We start from the raw sequence: 16,935 nt of genomic DNA, 5'->3' as shown, positions 1-16,935 counted from the left end.
GTGGCTTAATTCTGGTTATATGAAAGCAGGAAATCGGCCATTGCTCCGTTCTGTAGAATCATGGCAGGAAAATCAGTCTTTCCAGGCTTGTAGATTTCTGTCGCTACATTGTAGACATCCCACGCTGTAATGCGTGGCTGTTCAAGTGAGAGTTTGAGCAGTTCTTCCGTAAACACGGAAATCTGTCCCTGGTTAAGTGGATAGGTGTCCACCTGTGATGCCAGTCTTTTGTCTGCACTGTCATGCGATACACGCAGAGCCGTCAGCATACCGATGATCATGTATAATTCACCGGGTGTCAACACCTTTTCCTTGAGCCTTTGGATTCGGCTTCTGTCCGCATCCATGTCACGCTCAAAATTGCGCATCCAGTCATCCACCTTCCCGAACAGTTCCTCGGTAGTCACCTTGTCCTTGCCGTAGTTGGCAACGCTTCGTTCGGGTGAAAGGATACACTGGTTGTGGCAGATACGTACGCAGGGACCTATTGCCGCCTGAATACCGTCTTGATGGTAGGCTACCACTAATGTGGTTGTCTGTTCATCGGTATCCCCGTTCAGAATACGGATGGTGGTGAAGATTCTGCGCAGTACATGTGCCTCTACCGCCTTCTCTCCATAGGTCTGTTCCACCTGCGGCAGGATGACCACACCGGGCTGTGTACGGTTCTTGTTTTGGGCGGCGAAGATTTCCTCCACCTCATAGTTCAGGTTGTGACGGCGGCAGATGTCCGTCATGCGCTGGATGACCTGATAGTGGTAGATACCCCTGACCGGATTGCCGTAGATGTCGTTCTCCTTGTAGGTACGCTGTAGTGTTTCAAGGTCCATTACTTCGATTCCGTTGTTCTGGAAATCAAACTGTCTCTGATTGTTCAATGTTGCTAAAGCTTCCATAATTATATTTTTTAAAAGGTTGGTAATTATTTGTCCAATAGGTTGATGATACGGACTGCCTCTTTGAAGCGTCCGATATTTTCCGGAAGAGGATTCCTGTATTCCTCTTCCTTCATGCGTCTTATAGAAGGTATTCCCGTCAAGGGCAGAGTCTGGTTGACTTTCCATCCGTCGGTGAATGCCTTCGGCTGGAGACTGTCATGACAGATCACTTCCCCGACACATCCGTGGATGAGCATGTTGCATACGGTCATCATGCAGCAGGTCCGGCTGATGTCTTCTCCGACCAGATAGTTTCCCGGATTGTGCGCATGGTATGCCAGCAGGAGTCTTCCACTGCCGCATGTGGGATCTCCCATCCTCTGTCCGGTCTCTTTTTTACCTGCCGCGCACATGACCATGAGTTCACAAATATGTGACGGCGTGAAGAACTGTCCGTTTGCCTGCTGTCTCGGTTTTGAGCAGTAAGCCATGTGGAGTTCACCGAAAGCGTCGAACCAGCCCGACCTGCCGATTTGTTTCTGCATGATACGTGTCCATTTGGCTGTCATTTCCATGAACGAGGCATTTTGCTGACGCTTGTATTTCCAGTTGCTTATTGGCGGTGCTCCCGGAGAGAAGCCGTGGATGATGAAACGCAGCAGGTCGTTGAATACGGTCTGTATTTCATAGCCGCATGAGGAGGCAAAGCCTGTGATGAGTATGTCAAGCGGCCTGACTTCATTGGAGATTTCATATCGTGCCATATTCCTTTGTTTTATAATTTGTTATAGACTGTCGTTGATTCTGTATACTGTTATGGTATGGTTTTCATTGTCCGTGTGGATTCTGACCGGACCGTATCCCATGAATTTCATGCGGATTTGTCCGTGCTGTCCCATACCGTTCCACTGTTCACGTGATATTTCCTTAATGTCCATGCGGTATCCCCAAAGTACAAGAGAGTCAGGCAGGATTCCCTTGTAGAGTCTGCCTTTCAGGATTGTGGCCAGCTCGTCCAGCTCGCTCTGGCTGTACAGCGTGAATGAATCGCTGCGGAAGGTATATTCGCCTGTCCTTTCCCTGTCCCGGTGTTTCATGATATGATAGCGGAACCAGTTACGGGTGGTGTAACCGTCATATAACGGATTCGGTTCTCTGTATTCCCATTTCCTGACCGGAGCATCGAACCTGAGACTGCCCGTATTGCTGCGCTTCCCGAATCCCCATGTCCTGAATATGCGGATTTCTGTACCTACGGGTTTCATGTTCCGGATATTGACCTGCGTCCAGGGACTTCCGGTGGTATCATAGGCGGCTTTTCCCATGTCATCGAAACAGAATACCGTTTCCGGTATCAGGCATATATCCGCATATTTGCCTGTTATCCGTTCTATATGAGCTTTTCCGAAATAGTCACCAGAACGTGAGACAAATTCCACGCAGTCTCCTTCTGTCGGGCACATCTGCCTGCTTCGGACATTCTCCATCAGTTCCAGCATACGGTTCACTTTCCGTACTTCCTTTTCTGTTATGGGATACCCGAATTCACCGTTTGCCAGTTCAAGACTGTCAAGGTCATATCGTATCTTTGTATTCATCCTGTTCTCCTCCTGTTTTGTGTATATCGTTCAACCTGTCGGGTGATCATGTCACAGAATTTCTGGCCGTTTTCTTCCTCACCTCTGAAATAGGCGGCCATCATCAGCAGGTTCTTGTTGTAATAATGCACCCATTTGTCATGGAAATGTGCGCCGGGAACCTGTCCGAATGTTTCCTGAAACTGTTCCAGGGTCAGATCCTCGTCCTGTCTCCTGTTGTATTCCCATATTGCTAGAAGCAGCATGTCATTGTAATTCAGTCTCATATTGCATTGGTATTTGAAGTGGCCATTATGATTTTGCAGCAACCTGTCTTCCTGATATTCTCCTTCAGCTTTCCGCTCTTTACCAGTCTGTCGTATGCTTCATGCACGAACCTGTATGCCGGTGAATCATATCCGATACCGTGCAGATGTGATGTCATCGCCACATTTATCCGTGATGCCATCATGGAAAGGATATCTTCTTTCCCAGCCCGGCGGTTATTGAAGGCATCCAGTATATTCCTGTGGATGCACGTTCCGTATCTGGCACGGTAATATTCCATTTCTTCTTCATCGGTGAAGGAATACACCTCTTCAGCTATCGTATCCTTTACAAGACGGAATGTACGGCCTCCTTTTTTCAATATGGCTGTAATCTGTGGAATATGCAGTGTTTCACAGTAACCGCTTATTCCCATCGGATGCACGTACAGGCGTGTCTTTCCTTTTACAAGATACATGATCGGTAACGTACAGCCAGTTCTGTTCGTATCGAATCCCTCTTCATGAAATTTCTCTTTTATTTCCTTGTAGAATGCATCCGTTTTCTCATGGGAAAGACCTTTTCCCCATTCATATCCGCTTTCCAGACTGAAAAGCAGATGGAAGAGGGTTGTCCGCCCGTTTTTGCATTCCCAGTAGCCGTAAAGGTCGGCCGTGCCGGATTTCGGTCCGAACCTGTATCCGTTCGGAGTATAGCTTTCCGTCACTTCCAGGAGTGAGTTCATGAAATTTTCCGATTCTTCCGATTTCCACCATTCTGACGTATCGTCATCCATAGCATAAGCCGGTATATGGTTCATAACCTGTAGGTATTCCGGAGTCTCTTTCAGAATGTCCAGCATCCTTGTGACGGCTTCCTTCCTTTGTCTGATGGAGAACAGTTCCGTTCCGGTATCCGCGTGAAGCCTGTTCTGTGTCTTCTGGTCTGTAATCATGACTTCTGATATTTATTGTTATACATTGTCTGCCTGTAAAGTACAGGCATTCTTATTTCTTGTTGTCCCTGTTGTCTGTTTGCCCACATCCCTGCAAGGCTTGGCGGAAAAAAATACCGGAGCAAAGCGAGGATGATTTTTTTCCAGACAACCAGCCCGGCAGGGCCGCCTTGCGGGAGTTGTGCGGCAAACAGCTATTTTTGCAGCAAGAAATGAGGATGCTGTCAAGTTTAATAGATGTTTTTGAGATCTTCTCAGAAAAGCAAATGTACGCTGTTGTAAGGTGCTATTGATTAAATCAATATGTTTTTATTGTATAAAGTTTTTTATAACATGAGTAAATCTTATACATGATTAAATTCATATTGGATTTTTATAATTGTTTTTTTATTCTTGATACACAGTGAATAGAGAATTTATAACGTATATATCGTTAAAAATTTAAGATTGTAAAAAGAATATTTTCATATGTAATGTTATTTGATATAATCCTTTTATTTTGAATTAATCATTAAAAATGATTTTTAGGCTATTATGTAATTTCTATATATAGAAGATATAAGGGCATCTTTAATAAGGTAAATACTAAGAAGAATAATTGATAATCTATGTTCTAAAAAAAGATTCTTTTATTAGTTTTGTAAATGAATTAAGAAGAATCAATATAATATTAATAAAAAGATGAATGAAATAAATAGTCTCCAATTTTTGTATAAGCATCCAATATGGAATATTTTATTTGATTATCAGGACATAGAAAATTTTTATATATGTGGTGGGTATATTCGTGACTATATCTTATATGGAAATGGTGGTAAGGATATTGATGTTTTTATAAACTGTACGATAGAAGAACTGAATATGCTAATTACATATTTAGAGAAATATGGTCGTGTTGTATATGGACAATATGGCTCACCTCGATTTTATCCAAATGCAATTGATGGGCATTATGTCGACATTGTCCCATTTTACAATTTTGTAGTTTCTCCTAAACCAATTCTTACAATTGATGATTTGTTGAAAAATTTTGATTTTACTGCCAATGCAATAGGTGTTAATATTAAAACAGGCACTATTTATGATCCTGTACATGGCATAACAGATATAAACAATCGTGTTTTACGAGCTGTTCGTTTGGATTTTCCAGAAAGACCTGTTTCTAATGATATACCTCTGTCGGCTATTTCTGTTTTTTGGTTTCGTCTCCTTCATTTTCAAAATAAATTAGGTTTTGAATTTGAAAAGCAAACAAAGGAATGGGTAATAAAAAATGCTTACAGGATTAAAGACCTAGAAATGTTTAAAACATATTTTTTTACTCCAAATATAAGTAAGGAACTTAATTTACATATATACAAATGTTTACATCGATAAATACAGTTCTTAAACAGTTAAATGCTGAAGGTTGGAATAATATAACACTTGAGTATATTAATAAAGGGGTAATGACTGATACATACAAGATGCATACAAAAACTAAAAAGTATGTTGTCCGTTGTTATCCAAATCCAAGAAGATGGTTAGCTGAAGTTGAATATTCATATCTTATAGATTTTGCAAAAAAAGGTATAAAAGCTCCATTGCCAGTTTGTATAAATAGAACAGGAGGTAAAATTGCTTATCTCATATATGAATGGGTAGAAGGTGAAACACTCAATGATAAATTCACCACTCTAAATGAGAATGAATTAAAGAATATTTGTATTGAGGTAATTAGTAATTATCAAGAAATTAACAAAATAAAAGTCGATAGATATGGTGGTGTCAATAGAGGTAGAATCAATGAATATAATTCATGGAGTCATTTTCTTAAGGCTGAAATAGAAAAGTCTAGAAAATATTTTAAGCAGACAAAAAATTTAAAATATATCAAAATCTGTAATGGACTCTTTGACTATGTTGATAAAATAAAAGAACCATCACCATGCTTAGTATGGAGTGATTTTAGTTTTGATAATATAATAATATCTAAAGATAATCATTTAGCTGCATTTATTGATTTTGAAGGAATGATGTCGGGGGATCCACTTTTGGGTATTGGTTATATCTTGTCACATAGTAGTCCTACGCATCCTTTTACAAGACTTATCCTTGAACAATACAATATTGATAGAGATGTTGAAGTAAAAAAAACACTTGACTTTTATGCTGTGTTTAGATATATTAGATTATCACCTTATACAAATTTTAACACTCCTAATAATACTATAAGAGAGCCACTTGATGTTTTTCTTCCGTATGTAAATGCAATAGATAATCAATTTATTAAAGAATATAATTTGTTTGAAAGAATAATGCAAATAATAAAATTTATGTGGAAAAAATTTTTAATACTAGGTGTTACTATTATATTTTGTTTTATAGCATTGTATTGTACATCTATCAACTATTCAGAAGTGTTGTCAGAATCAAATGTAGAAATTCCTATTCAGAATTTAACAAGTAATCTGACAATTAAGAATGAGCCGCCTATATGGTTTGCTATTTCTGATACTTCTATTTCTACTTATAAGGCTATAGATAATTCCGAAAAAGAATTATTATACAATTGTATGGAACCTATTGATTCTATAAAAAATGCTTCTCATAAGCAAGAGTATATAAAAAAGGTAAATGAACTAATTTATAAGTCTAATAATAATTACTCTAATACAAAACAACTTTTTGTTTTAACTTTATGTATAGTTTTTCTAGGTTGTTGTGCACGTACGTTTTACGATTATATAGGTTGGGAGTGTTATAAAGGTGGACAAAATATGGATACATGGTGGCCTTGGTATGTCTTTCGACCTATAATTGGTGTGCCAATAACCGCCTTTCTTATAGTTGCATTCCGGACTTCTATGTTTTCATCGCTTTTTAGTAGCAAAGATTTAAATACATATCTAATAGTTTCTTTCCTTGCAGGGTTTGCAATGATGGAGTTTGTTACTATGCTCCGTAGATCATCTAAAGCTTTATTTGGATCTTCTAATTAGTAAATTTATAAAAAGAAAATATGAGAAAAAGTTTCAATTGTTAGATATAATTTTATTGGCTAATAAATGTTTTTCAGTCAATCCAGAAAGTACCGCAATGAGGGCATCTGCATCCGGCAGGATATTCATTCGAATATCGCACGTCACGGTGGCGTTTGTAGTTCATGTCACCGAAGGTGCATTTCCCGCTTCGGAATGTCTGCTCATAAGCGGCTTCCTGTTTCTTGTATTCAGCCATCCGGCTTTTTCGGACAGAGCCGGTAAAAGGTATCATGCCCGTTTCTCATTTTGTGGAATCACACCAGTCATTGGTCATGCCGCAGACTTCATTGGCATAGGAATAGTGTACCTGTGAATCGACAAACAGGTTCTCCCTTCGGAAAGGGAAAGTGATGTCCAGCGGAATCCGTACATGATGTCCGGAACCGTTCCGTCTGTCGGCAATGGCCACCACTACATTCCCGTGGAAACGGATGCTCTTGAAATCGTTCTCAGGGTCTTTGCTGATGAGCCTGTCAAACATGGCGTTGAAGTAGATGCGCAGTTCTCCGCCGTATGTGGCATTCTCTACCAGTTCTTCAATCTTCTCGTCAAACTGCCCCTTTTTCAGATACAGTGCGCGGCGTACCTTATGGCAGGCCATGGCGACTGATTCTCCCCACAGTGAACAACCGGTCAGATATCCGCTGATTTCCACTTCGAGCGAATAGAAGAAATTAGTGACGGACGAGTTGCGTATCAGGTCTTTTACCGGATCGGAATCGTTCCGGTCATAGATAAGTTCCCTGATTTCATCTTCATGCTCTTCAAACTCTCCGGCTAAATTGTCCGTTTCCATATTCTTTCTTGTCTCCTCCAGATAGTCATGCATGTTTGAACTTTCCTGTTCCTCATACCATTCGTATGCCTTTTCATAGAGTTTTTCCATATTGTTGGAACGGATGCATTCCTCCTGGATGTCTTCATGCTCATCAAGATCATCCCGATAGTCCACGTAGTAGAGGCTTACATACTGTGGAATATAGTCTGTAAGTTGTAATGTCTGGTTCATGATTCCTGATTTTAAGAGTTATACAAACGAATCAGGCCCTGCTTGTCGTGCAGGGCCTGATTCTTGTGGAACTGAAACCTTTGGAATGTCTGTTTGTATGGTATCTCCATGTCTCAAGCAGATAATCCTTGGTTCCCTTGATACTTCCGTGTACCATACATCCCTTTTCATCGTACAGGTAGCAGGTGTTAAGGAGAACCGGTATGCCGTCATGTACCTTGTACATGTGCAGCTCAATATCATTCTTTATGGCAGCAGACTTTTCCTTTTCCACTTTTCTGTGTATGGCTTTTCTGACCTCGCCGATATGAGGAGAGGTATAGCCGATTATTTCCGAATGGAATGCAAACTGATATTTTTCCATAACACTTTGTCCGTATTAAAATTCTGATATAAGTTCATCTTCATATACCTCCAGTTCAAGACCGCTCTCGACAATCCTGACCAGCCAGCGGTATTCCAGTCTTTCCATCAATTCGACGGCACGGTATCCCTTATAGGGACGTCTCAGAAATACAATGTCTCCGGTTTTCATATTTTTTCCTCCTTTTTATTGTGCGTAGATTGTTTCTATCAGTTCTGCATCCGTAAGATAGCGCAGTTCCTGTGTGGAGCAGAACAGGCAGATGCCATCCAGCAGTTCATTTGCCGCAGCATCCAGGTTCCGTACTCCTTCGATCAGAGATTCTTCCAGTTCCTTGCTTGAAACAAGATATATTCCGTGAATGTCTTGAACAGTTCTCAAAGGGAAACGTCTTTCCTGATAGATGATGTCCTTTATCATGTCATCCTGTGGTGGCAGTTTGGCGCTGATTGTCTTGAACTGTTCGGGTGCGAGTGCCTTCAACCTGTCAGGATTGAAGCGGAACATTCTGAATCCCTGATATTCAAATCCGGCAGGTTCCGCTATTCTGTTACTGGTCAGGAAATCATGTACATGTCTGTTGCAGTCCCAGTTGTCCACATAGGCATGGAACGGGGGAAGGGAATTGAGGTTGACGGTGATGTCCGTGTAGGATTCCCAGCATTCCGGATTCTCCTTAGACCGGGATTCAAGTCCTACATACAGATTGTCATTGTCGATATAACTGTTCAGGACGAGTCTGACCTCAATGCGTTCAGCCGGATCTGTGGCTGTTTTCCAGTATAGAGTGTTTGATTTGTTCATACTTGTATTGTTTTTATGAGGGAATACGGCAGTTATTCTACCGCATTCCCCCGAATGTTATGATTTGATATTTATTTGTTCCTGTGCGGACTCCTTTTTCACGGTCCTCAGTCTTTTAAAATATTCACGGTCATAGATCCGGAAAAGAAATTCCTCTGATGTCTCCTTGATATGTCCGATGAAAGTTGCGGATTCCCTGTCGGGAGGATATTGAAAGAAATGTCCGTCGGAAACAAGGGTGAACTTCTTTCCTGATATATGGTCTATCAGTTCGTCCGGAGTTTCGTAATGTCCTTTCCCTTTATAGAACTGATAATGGTTCCGGCGAAGACTTTTCAGGGTATTCGCCATGTCCGTCCTTGCTTGTCTGGAATCTGATTGGATGACAAGGTTGCAGATGAATACGGGCTGTTTTCCGTCCAGTGAAAAATAATAGGGAATGAGTCTGGTTCCGGTTGTGACCGTTTTGCCTGTTTCCTCTTTTGAGATCACGGCTTTTCGGTTGATGATTTCCATGTGACGGTCTATCTGACTGTCCAGTTCGGATTGTGGAGTAAGTACGAAGCGTAGGCCCTTGAAATATCTTCCTTGACGGGTGAAGCAGAAAGAGTACATATTTCCGTAATACGGTTCTCCCACAAAGAACGAGTTTTGTCTCATGCGCAAGGGTGGCAGTACATCCAGCAAGTCATAGTAGTCTTCTTCGGTGATTTCCTTGAACGGTTCGGACAGGGACTGATGGTATAGCCGCAGTTTCTTATCCATCTCAGAAGGTGTTACGGCTTTCAGATAGGGATTGTTTTCCCGTATGCGCAGTTCTTCGATTGTTTCCCCACCATAGTCATTGTGGAATCCGTCACTCATACTTGTTAGGCATGTTCCGTCGAAGTAGCGGGAATCGATTACATATTTCAATCGGTCTTTCATGTCTTATAGGTTTTGCAGGTTCAACACTCTTTTGACTGCATATACGGCATTCTGTGTAAGTTGCCGTTGCCATGCCTGGTATCTCGGCGACCATTTGAAACCGTATGATTTCAGTTCCTTGCGCCTCTGGTCATCCGGAATACTGTCAAACAGGATTTGAAGGCGGTCTACCTCATAGTTCCATACCAGCATTCCGCCTTCAAATTTCAGTTCACGGTTTTCCCGTTCTCTGATTTCCTGAAGTTTCAGTCTGGCCTGGCGTGCCATTTCCGGCAGTTGGAAGAAACGGTTCCGCGAAGTGATAACCGGTTTCTTGCATTGCGCATTGAAGTCTGTAATGAAGTCCACTGCTTTCTGTACGATTTCCACTTCTCCTTTTCCCGCATAGGTGCTTACCTTATTAAGGATACTGCTGACGAACAGGGCACGGCTGTATCCTCTTGCTTTACCGGTATCAATATCATGAATAGTCCGTGCGCTGCTTGCAATGTCACGCTTCAGGCGGTTCCATACCTCTTCCTGCTTCTGTTCTTCCGGTTTGGCAGCCTCTTTCATTCTTTCCATGGCAGACTTGAAGCGGTTGCGCCAGTCGTGAAATTCATCAAATCTGTTCTGGTATGCGTCTAGTGCCTTGTTGTTGCGTTGGCAGTTGAACTTGGCAGGTCCTGTCACCATCGGACTGGCACATCGTGAGAGACTACCCAACAGGGCGGAGAACTTACTATGGTATGCACTGACATACTCGTTCTGCTTTTCTTCCGGAATCTGTTTCAGATCCTCTACAAGTTGTTTTTCATATTGCATGATGTCTGTTTCCGCCCTTGCTTCAGGTTCGAAGGAACTCCATCTGTATGCGTTGTATGCAGCATCAAGCAGGTCTTCCAGATAGCCGGGATACAGAAATTCCACAGCTTCCCATTTTTCAAATACATTTGGATGCAGTTCTGTTTCCCCGTCTGCCGTTTCGATGGTGTGTACATAGGAGTCCATTCCCGTACAGCGTTTACGGAAATGAAAAAGGACGGATTCGTCATCCGTCCCTTGTTCTCTGATCTTCTTCACTCGGTAAGCATTCTTTCTTGTCAACGTGATAACCGTCTGTTTTCCGGTCTTGTCCTTCATGAGGTCTGCTACTGTACCTTCACATACCTTCTTTCCAACTTCTTCAGTCATATTCTTTTATTTAAATTAGACATGACCGGCTCCGTGGAGCCAGTATTTCAATTTCTTATTGGCCCGGCTGTTCTTTGCCAATGAACAGTGCAAGGCTTGGCGGAAAAAAATACCGGAGCGAAGCGAGGATGATTTTTTTCCAGCCAACCAGCCCGATAGGGCCGCCTTGCATAGTCAGTGGCAAAGGGCGATATTTGCTGTAAGAAATGAAATATTAAATAAAAGAACTTATTTTTCTTCTATTTTTTTGATACATTCTTGATATTATTAAGCTTTCATTTAGTCTGCAATGATGGTTTATTATGGAATAATTCAAATAAATAAAAAAATATAATTACGTTTTTAATTATTTTGTCGTATATTTCATGAGGTTTGAAAATTCTTATTCTTACGTGTAATAAATTTAAAACTAATAATATTGTTTTATTATGAGAATAATTGGAATAAAAATAAACGAAGGCTATCCAGCTGTTATAAAAAACCAGAAACCTGGTGGATGGTATCCTTTTGGTGATTATAATGAACCAACAGAAAATAATAAATGGATTTGGGAAAAAGATAATGATGATGAACTTTTATCGTCAATTTATAAATATGCGACAGACGAATCTTTTCCTGATGGCTTAAGAATATCAGTTTCATGTATTGTAGGACAAAATGGATCGGGAAAAACAACTTTATTAGAGTTAATGTTTCGTATTATAAATAATTTTGCCTATACCGTTTTAGATAAAAAAAAGTATCAGAAAGAAAACGAATTACATGTACCAGTTGGTAGAAGACTTCTAGAAGCGACGGGGTTTGCCGCTTCACTTTTTTTGAGACAGATGGTAATTTAGGGAAAATTGCATATAACTATGGAAATATTAGCTATTATTATTTGTCTGGTAAAAATCATTCAATGGTAAAAGAAGATTTTAAATCAGATTATATATCAGATAGTAAAAGAAAAAAAATATTATCGAGTTTTTTTTATACAATATGTACTAACTATAGCATTCATTCATTCTGTCAAGCAGATTATGTTACAGAAACACTTATGAATCCATTAGGAGAATTGGGAATTGATGGGAAATGGGTACGAGGATTACTACATAAAAACGATGGATATCTTACACCGTTGGTTGTTGTGCCATATAGAGATGACTGGGGTAATATTAACATTTCCAATGAGAAAGATTTAGCCGAACAACGATTAGCAACACTTAGTCTTTTATTTTGGTCTCAAGGAAAATGTTTTATGGATAAATATAAGCCTGTTTATATAGAATATCGTTTTGATGATACATGTTCCATACGCTATTACAATAAAATGAAGAAGTTATGTAATGATAAACTTTTTTTAGATGAAAAAGAGGTGAAAAAGTTACATGACAACTTTTGTAAAGTGTGGAATAGAAAACTTGAAGGTTTTGTGCCTTTTAAAGAATATGCTCAACCAATCAAAGAAACTAGATTGACTTATCTAGTATATAAATCGATAAAAATCTGCTTAAACTATCCATCATTTGGTCAAATGATAGGGATAAGAATTTGGACAGAAAGTGAAAAAGAATACTTGAAAGAGTTGTATGGAAGTTCATATACATTAACTGGAGGAGAGAATAGAACCATGAGGTTTATAGAAGATAATGAAACTAATATTGAAAATGTAATTAACAAAATACTATCAGTTCAAGAGTATACACATATTACATTGAAAATCCATCAAGTGTTAGAATTTCTTAAGCGTAAAATTTATGATCCCATATACGCACCTATAGGTACAGCAGAATATCTGACGTCTGTAAAGAAAATATCAGCAGAAGAAATTATTAAACGTAATTTAAAAATAAATAATAGTCTGTTGCCTGAAAACAAGCAAAGAAAACGTTTTCATACTTATGATGAAGTCTTTGCGGTATTGCCTCCATCAATATTTGAGTGGAAGATGTATTTCCTACCTAAAGGAGAAAAAATTAGTCAAGATATGAATAATGGAATGCCATTAGGAAAAATGAGTAGTGGAGAGAAACAAATATTACAAAGTGCTAGTTATATTCTATACCATATTAAGAATATTGAAAGTATAAGAGAGGATAGCTATCGAAAAGCTTATCATCATATTAATTTGGTCCTTGACGAAGCAGAATTGTATTTTCATCCAGAAATGCAACGGACAATGATTGCAAATATTATTAAGATGCTTTCATGGTGTCATATAAATAATACAAAAATTCGTTCTGTAAATATTATTATAGTGACGCACTCACCTTTTGTCCTTTCTGATGTCCCTAAAAATAGAATACTTTATCTAAAAGATGGAAAAACTGAGAATAAAGATAATCAAACTTTTGCATCTAATATACATGATTTATTATATAACCAGTTTTTTATTCAAAATCCTATAGGTGAGGTAGCATTAGCTTCTGTAAAACAAATAGTAGATATGTATGATGTGACGAACAATGTACCCCAAAAGGTAAAAGATGTTTTCTTCTCAAAAATTGAATATTATAGTAAAGTTGTTAATCTTATTGGAGAAAATTATTTGCGTAATACCTTGATGGAAATGCTTGATACAATAATGTTAAGGAATAATAATAAACGAATTTTAGAGGAGGAAAAGAGACGTCTAATATTGAGGGTTTCAGAAATCGAAAAACTATTAAAAAGTTAACTTTATGAGAAGAATTAATTACCCGAATGCATATATAATGGATTCTTTAATGAAAGAATATAAAGATATCTTTCATGAAAATTTGCAGATTATGCAGGATAGATGGGATATATTAAAGCGACAACTCTGGCAATATAGTCGTAATGAATTTCCTCAACAATTATATCCTGATAACATAATAGATATTTTTTTAAAGACATATTCCCAATTAGTTGATATGTATATAGATTATAGATATTCAAGGAAGTAAAAAAACAAGAAATCATGAAGAATTGCATACTGAATTAAAAAAATTGTTTCATTATTCTGGAGTGGATACTCCTATAGTAGATGCATATCAACCTAAGATTGCGGATTTCTTTATGAAATATTCTAAGGAATTGGATCTATCTGTATGCTTCTATTGTGAAACCAGTTTTATCAATACTTATGGATTTTCTAATGTATATAAGGATTTTGCAACTTTTCTAACAAGTGCTGATAAATATTTACTCAAGAGATATATTAGGTCTGAAGAAGATGAGGAATATACTGATTCTGTAATTAATGCTATATTTAATTTATGTCATGGAACAGATGTGAGTAATGTAGTTGATATATTTAATAATTATCGTTATTTCAGGAACGTGAATCCAAGTAAAAGTGAAAGATTAGAAAAAAAATTTCGTAATCATTTTGATTTAGATCATTTCCTTCCTAAACGCGTTTGTCCTTTAGTCGGATTATCGTTCTATAATTTTGTCCCAAGTTGCTCTGTGTGTAATGAAAAGTTGAAGGGTGCTGATAAAATAGGAGGTACTGATAAAACAAAACTTTTGATGCTTTCTCCTACAAGTGAAAATTATCAATTCGATCAGGAAATAACCATTAAGATTGCATATGATACAAATGTTTCTATGCTTAGGATGCAAGAACACCCTAACGATTTTCGTTTAGAATTTACTCCTAGAGAGAGTATTTATCAAGAAATTATTAATGAATTTAGATTAGATGAGCGATATAATTATCATAAGCAATTGGCCTTGAAACAATATGATTTATACCAAGATTTTGCTCCGGGACACATAAGCCAGTTGGAGGTACTTTTCAATGGAACAAAAACAAGAGAGGAAATTGAAAATCAAATATTCCGTGGTGAATATACTGAGGACAAGGCTCGTTGTTTTGATAAATTAAAAAACGATATCAAAAAACAATGTGGTAAATGAGTAATTCTTTTTTAATAACATAATTAGAATAGAAATCATATAATAGTCCCATTTCTAGGTTTGCGTTTCATCCCACGAAGTATTTGTGTGGATTGTTCCTGATATGATAGAGGTTGGCTTTGTTTTTTGCCAGCCTCTATCCATTTAAGGAGCTCATCCTTATAGAAATATAATTTCTTACCACGTTTATAGGCTGGGATGAGACCTGTACGAGCAAGTCTATAGATTGTCGATTTTGATTTTTGGATAAGTATGCTAGCCTTATCTATGTCAATTAGTTGATGCTGATTATCCGGTTTCTGTGCTTGTAAGGTTTCAACTAATTGATAAATTTTCTCTACTTGTTCTGTTAAATAGCTTACAGCCTGCGGAAGCTTGTCGAATGTGATAGGTTCTTTTGTCATAGTATCTGTTTTTGCTTTTGAGGATTAATATTTGTTGATGCAATATTTATGAATATAAAGTCTGATTTATTGAATTATATCTGGATTTAATTTAATCAGGCATTCTGTTTCTGAGTGAGACATCTTTTTGATTATAGTGTTGATTTCATTTTCTTTCATGGTATCAGCAAATACTTTTTTAATGAATTCTGCTGTATATGAACGTCGTTTACCTAATGCTTTACCTATGTTCCAACCCAAATGCATAACATCTATAGCTTTCAATTTTGAATCTACTTTTATAGGAATAATATCTATAGCAGTTTTATCCTGAAAGAAATCTGAAATATAAGCACAGAGGCGCTGCAGATTTTCTTGGCTTGTATAAGCAGCCATCGTTTGATGGATGTATATATGTACTAACTCTAGCTTTTTATCGTTCGTACGTTTCTGTTCTATAATAGTATTCGAACGGAGTTTTTCATATTCCATAAATGCTTGTTCTGGTTCAATCACAGAATCATTAAGATGTTCATGGATAGACAAAGATTTGCTATGATGACATAAATATATAATTATCTCGTATAATGCAATTTGCATTGATATATATAATCCTGTAGATATTATAAAGACCGATATAAAAATAATATTTGAGCTGAACTGATCAAAGCCTGCATTGATTGCTTCAATGCGTATAGCAAGTGCCATAAGAAGTAATGTTCTAGCTACACTAGAATCTAAAATAAAATATTCAAATTTCTTCAAATACATAAGCCGTATGTTTAACTGTTCGTGAGCAAAGGTAATGTTTATTGATTATGTATTATCAGAAAATGATAAGAGTGACATCAGACTTCATCAAACGTCACTAATTGTCATAAATAGTTTGATTATTATTGGAAAGTAATAAGTGTTCAGATGGAATAGGGGCGGATTAATTTATGAGATTGAATATAAGATATGAATTTATAACTTATCATATAATAAATAAAAGTAGTATTTTTTCTATATTATATGATAGGTTACGCTATAATTCCAATAATCGTTCCGCCAATGGTACATAATATTTTTGCACTTCTTCAACTGTTGGAGTATGACCGCCAGGAAAGTGGTAGGTATATTTATTATAATGCACTAAAAAAAACTCGAAGTGTGCCAGATGGTCATTCTCACCAAATAAAAATGTTACTCGCAAACAAAGGGTGAAAATAGCGTCAAATAGATAAGAAGTGATGTCATCAGAATTTTATTTTTATAATGTTTTTAAAATAAAGTCAAACCGTTATATTTGCATATTATATGATATATTGAGTGAGTTATGACGAAAAGTACGATGGGTACTAAGTTGCCAAGAAAACTGGGTCAGAAGATGCAAATTGTGGGTGAGCAAATCAGACTTGCACGATTGCGTAGAAATCTTAGTGTCGCACAGATTGCCGAACGTGCTACCTGTTCGCCCATTACGGTTTCACGCATAGAGAAAGGTGTACCTACAGTGGCAATAGGTATTTATCTTAGGGTGCTTTATGCGCTTCAGCTGGATAACGATATTCTTCTGCTTGCAAAAGAAGATGCAATAGGAAAGACCTTGCAGGATTTGAGTCTTAAAAAACGAGAAAGAGCATCCAAAAAGAATAAGGTATGAAAAGACTTTATGTATTTGCAGATTTTGATTGACTGAAAGCACCAAGGTTGATTGGAGAGATGA

The 16,935-nt window shown here is 37.8% G+C and carries 19 protein-coding genes and 1 pseudogene; 7 read left to right on the top strand and 13 right to left on the bottom strand.

Annotated features, from left to right (window positions below):
- Positions 1–5: 5 nt before the first annotated feature.
- From WKT13_RS12730 to WKT13_RS12710, 5 genes are read right to left on the bottom strand one after another with little or no spacing between them, the layout of a single operon-like run.
- On the bottom strand, positions 6–896 hold the full coding sequence (locus tag WKT13_RS12730) for a DUF932 domain-containing protein (protein WP_340324167.1): 891 nt from the start codon (positions 894–896) through the stop codon (positions 6–8).
- A 26-nt stretch (positions 897–922) separates the two neighbouring features.
- The gene (locus WKT13_RS12725; RefSeq protein WP_340324166.1) at positions 923–1,642 is read right to left on the bottom strand and encodes an N-6 DNA methylase; all 720 of its coding nucleotides are present in this window, start codon (positions 1,640–1,642) and stop codon (positions 923–925) included.
- A gap of 21 nt (positions 1,643–1,663) precedes the next feature.
- Positions 1,664–2,476, bottom strand: a complete 813-nt coding sequence (locus tag WKT13_RS12720; RefSeq protein ID WP_340324165.1) for a DUF4121 family protein — start codon at positions 2,474–2,476, stop codon at positions 1,664–1,666.
- The gene (locus tag WKT13_RS12715; protein ID WP_340324164.1) at positions 2,473–2,742 is read right to left on the bottom strand and encodes a hypothetical protein; all 270 of its coding nucleotides are present in this window, start codon (positions 2,740–2,742) and stop codon (positions 2,473–2,475) included. The genes WKT13_RS12720 and WKT13_RS12715 overlap by 4 nt, the downstream gene beginning before the upstream one ends.
- A complete protein-coding gene (locus tag WKT13_RS12710) occupies positions 2,739–3,677 on the bottom strand; it encodes a hypothetical protein (RefSeq protein ID WP_340324163.1) in 939 nt (312 codons plus the stop codon). The genes WKT13_RS12715 and WKT13_RS12710 overlap by 4 nt, the downstream gene beginning before the upstream one ends.
- A 681-nt stretch (positions 3,678–4,358) precedes the next feature.
- On the opposite strand from WKT13_RS12710, the gene WKT13_RS12705 reads away from it, so the two are divergent.
- The gene (locus WKT13_RS12705) at positions 4,359–5,054 is read left to right on the top strand and encodes a CCA tRNA nucleotidyltransferase (protein WP_340324162.1); all 696 of its coding nucleotides are present in this window, start codon (positions 4,359–4,361) and stop codon (positions 5,052–5,054) included.
- Positions 5,039–6,658, top strand: a complete 1,620-nt coding sequence (locus WKT13_RS12700; RefSeq protein ID WP_340324161.1) for a phosphotransferase family protein — start codon at positions 5,039–5,041, stop codon at positions 6,656–6,658. Before WKT13_RS12705 ends, WKT13_RS12700 begins: the two co-directional genes overlap by 16 nt.
- A gap of 73 nt (positions 6,659–6,731) precedes the next feature.
- Here the strand turns inward: WKT13_RS12700 and WKT13_RS12695 are convergent.
- From WKT13_RS12695 to WKT13_RS12670, 6 genes and pseudogenes are all read right to left on the bottom strand, one after another.
- Positions 6,732–7,709: pseudogene (locus WKT13_RS12695) on the bottom strand (hypothetical protein).
- 31 nt (positions 7,710–7,740) lie between these two features.
- Positions 7,741–8,073, bottom strand: a complete 333-nt coding sequence (locus tag WKT13_RS12690) for a hypothetical protein (RefSeq protein ID WP_340324160.1) — start codon at positions 8,071–8,073, stop codon at positions 7,741–7,743.
- 15 nt (positions 8,074–8,088) lie between these two features.
- Positions 8,089–8,244 carry a hypothetical protein gene (locus tag WKT13_RS12685; protein WP_164488568.1) on the bottom strand — a complete coding sequence of 52 codons (156 nt, stop codon included), beginning with the start codon at positions 8,242–8,244 and terminating at the stop codon, positions 8,089–8,091.
- A 15-nt stretch (positions 8,245–8,259) separates the two neighbouring features.
- Positions 8,260–8,877, bottom strand: coding sequence for a DUF4313 domain-containing protein (locus WKT13_RS12680; protein ID WP_340324159.1), 618 nt, complete (start codon positions 8,875–8,877; stop codon positions 8,260–8,262).
- 57 nt (positions 8,878–8,934) lie between these two features.
- Positions 8,935–9,804 (bottom strand): hypothetical protein, encoded by an 870-nt coding sequence (locus WKT13_RS12675; RefSeq protein ID WP_340324158.1) that lies wholly within the window; start codon positions 9,802–9,804, stop codon positions 8,935–8,937.
- 3 nt (positions 9,805–9,807) lie between these two features.
- On the bottom strand, positions 9,808–10,977 hold the full coding sequence (locus WKT13_RS12670) for a hypothetical protein (RefSeq protein ID WP_340324157.1): 1,170 nt from the start codon (positions 10,975–10,977) through the stop codon (positions 9,808–9,810).
- Positions 10,978–11,405: 428 nt separating this feature from the next.
- Between WKT13_RS12670 and WKT13_RS12665 the strand changes: the two genes are divergently transcribed.
- The 4 genes from WKT13_RS12665 (at position 11,406) to WKT13_RS12650 (ending at position 14,844) form a co-directional block, all read left to right on the top strand.
- Positions 11,406–11,816 carry a hypothetical protein gene (locus WKT13_RS12665; RefSeq protein WP_340324156.1) on the top strand — a complete coding sequence of 137 codons (411 nt, stop codon included), beginning with the start codon at positions 11,406–11,408 and terminating at the stop codon, positions 11,814–11,816.
- Between the two features lie 62 nt (positions 11,817–11,878).
- Positions 11,879–13,636 carry an AAA family ATPase gene (locus WKT13_RS12660; RefSeq protein ID WP_340324155.1) on the top strand — a complete coding sequence of 586 codons (1,758 nt, stop codon included), beginning with the start codon at positions 11,879–11,881 and terminating at the stop codon, positions 13,634–13,636.
- A 4-nt stretch (positions 13,637–13,640) separates the two neighbouring features.
- Entirely contained in the window at positions 13,641–13,886 is a 246-nt protein-coding gene (locus WKT13_RS12655; protein ID WP_340324154.1) for a hypothetical protein, read from the top strand.
- 22 nt (positions 13,887–13,908) lie between these two features.
- Positions 13,909–14,844: a hypothetical protein gene (locus WKT13_RS12650; RefSeq protein WP_340324153.1), complete on the top strand. Its 936-nt coding sequence runs from the start codon at positions 13,909–13,911 to the stop codon at positions 14,842–14,844.
- A gap of 35 nt (positions 14,845–14,879) precedes the next feature.
- Here the strand turns inward: WKT13_RS12650 and WKT13_RS12645 are convergent, their stop codons facing one another.
- A complete protein-coding gene (locus WKT13_RS12645) occupies positions 14,880–15,248 on the bottom strand; it encodes a helix-turn-helix domain-containing protein (protein ID WP_340324152.1) in 369 nt (122 codons plus the stop codon).
- A 66-nt stretch (positions 15,249–15,314) separates the two neighbouring features.
- Positions 15,315–15,998 carry a hypothetical protein gene (locus WKT13_RS12640; RefSeq protein ID WP_340324151.1) on the bottom strand — a complete coding sequence of 228 codons (684 nt, stop codon included), beginning with the start codon at positions 15,996–15,998 and terminating at the stop codon, positions 15,315–15,317.
- A 547-nt stretch (positions 15,999–16,545) separates the two neighbouring features.
- Here WKT13_RS12640 and WKT13_RS12635 point away from each other — a divergent pair.
- Positions 16,546–16,872, top strand: coding sequence for a helix-turn-helix domain-containing protein (locus WKT13_RS12635; protein ID WP_235303885.1), 327 nt, complete (start codon positions 16,546–16,548; stop codon positions 16,870–16,872).
- The last annotated feature ends 63 nt before the right edge of the window (positions 16,873–16,935 follow it).

The sequence above is a fragment of the Prevotella sp. HCN-7019 genome (genome assembly GCF_037890215.1).
GTDB lineage: Bacteria > Bacteroidota > Bacteroidia > Bacteroidales > Bacteroidaceae > Prevotella.
The sequence above is the reverse complement of the archived record's forward strand: the minus strand, read 5'-3'. Positions and strand labels throughout refer to the sequence as shown.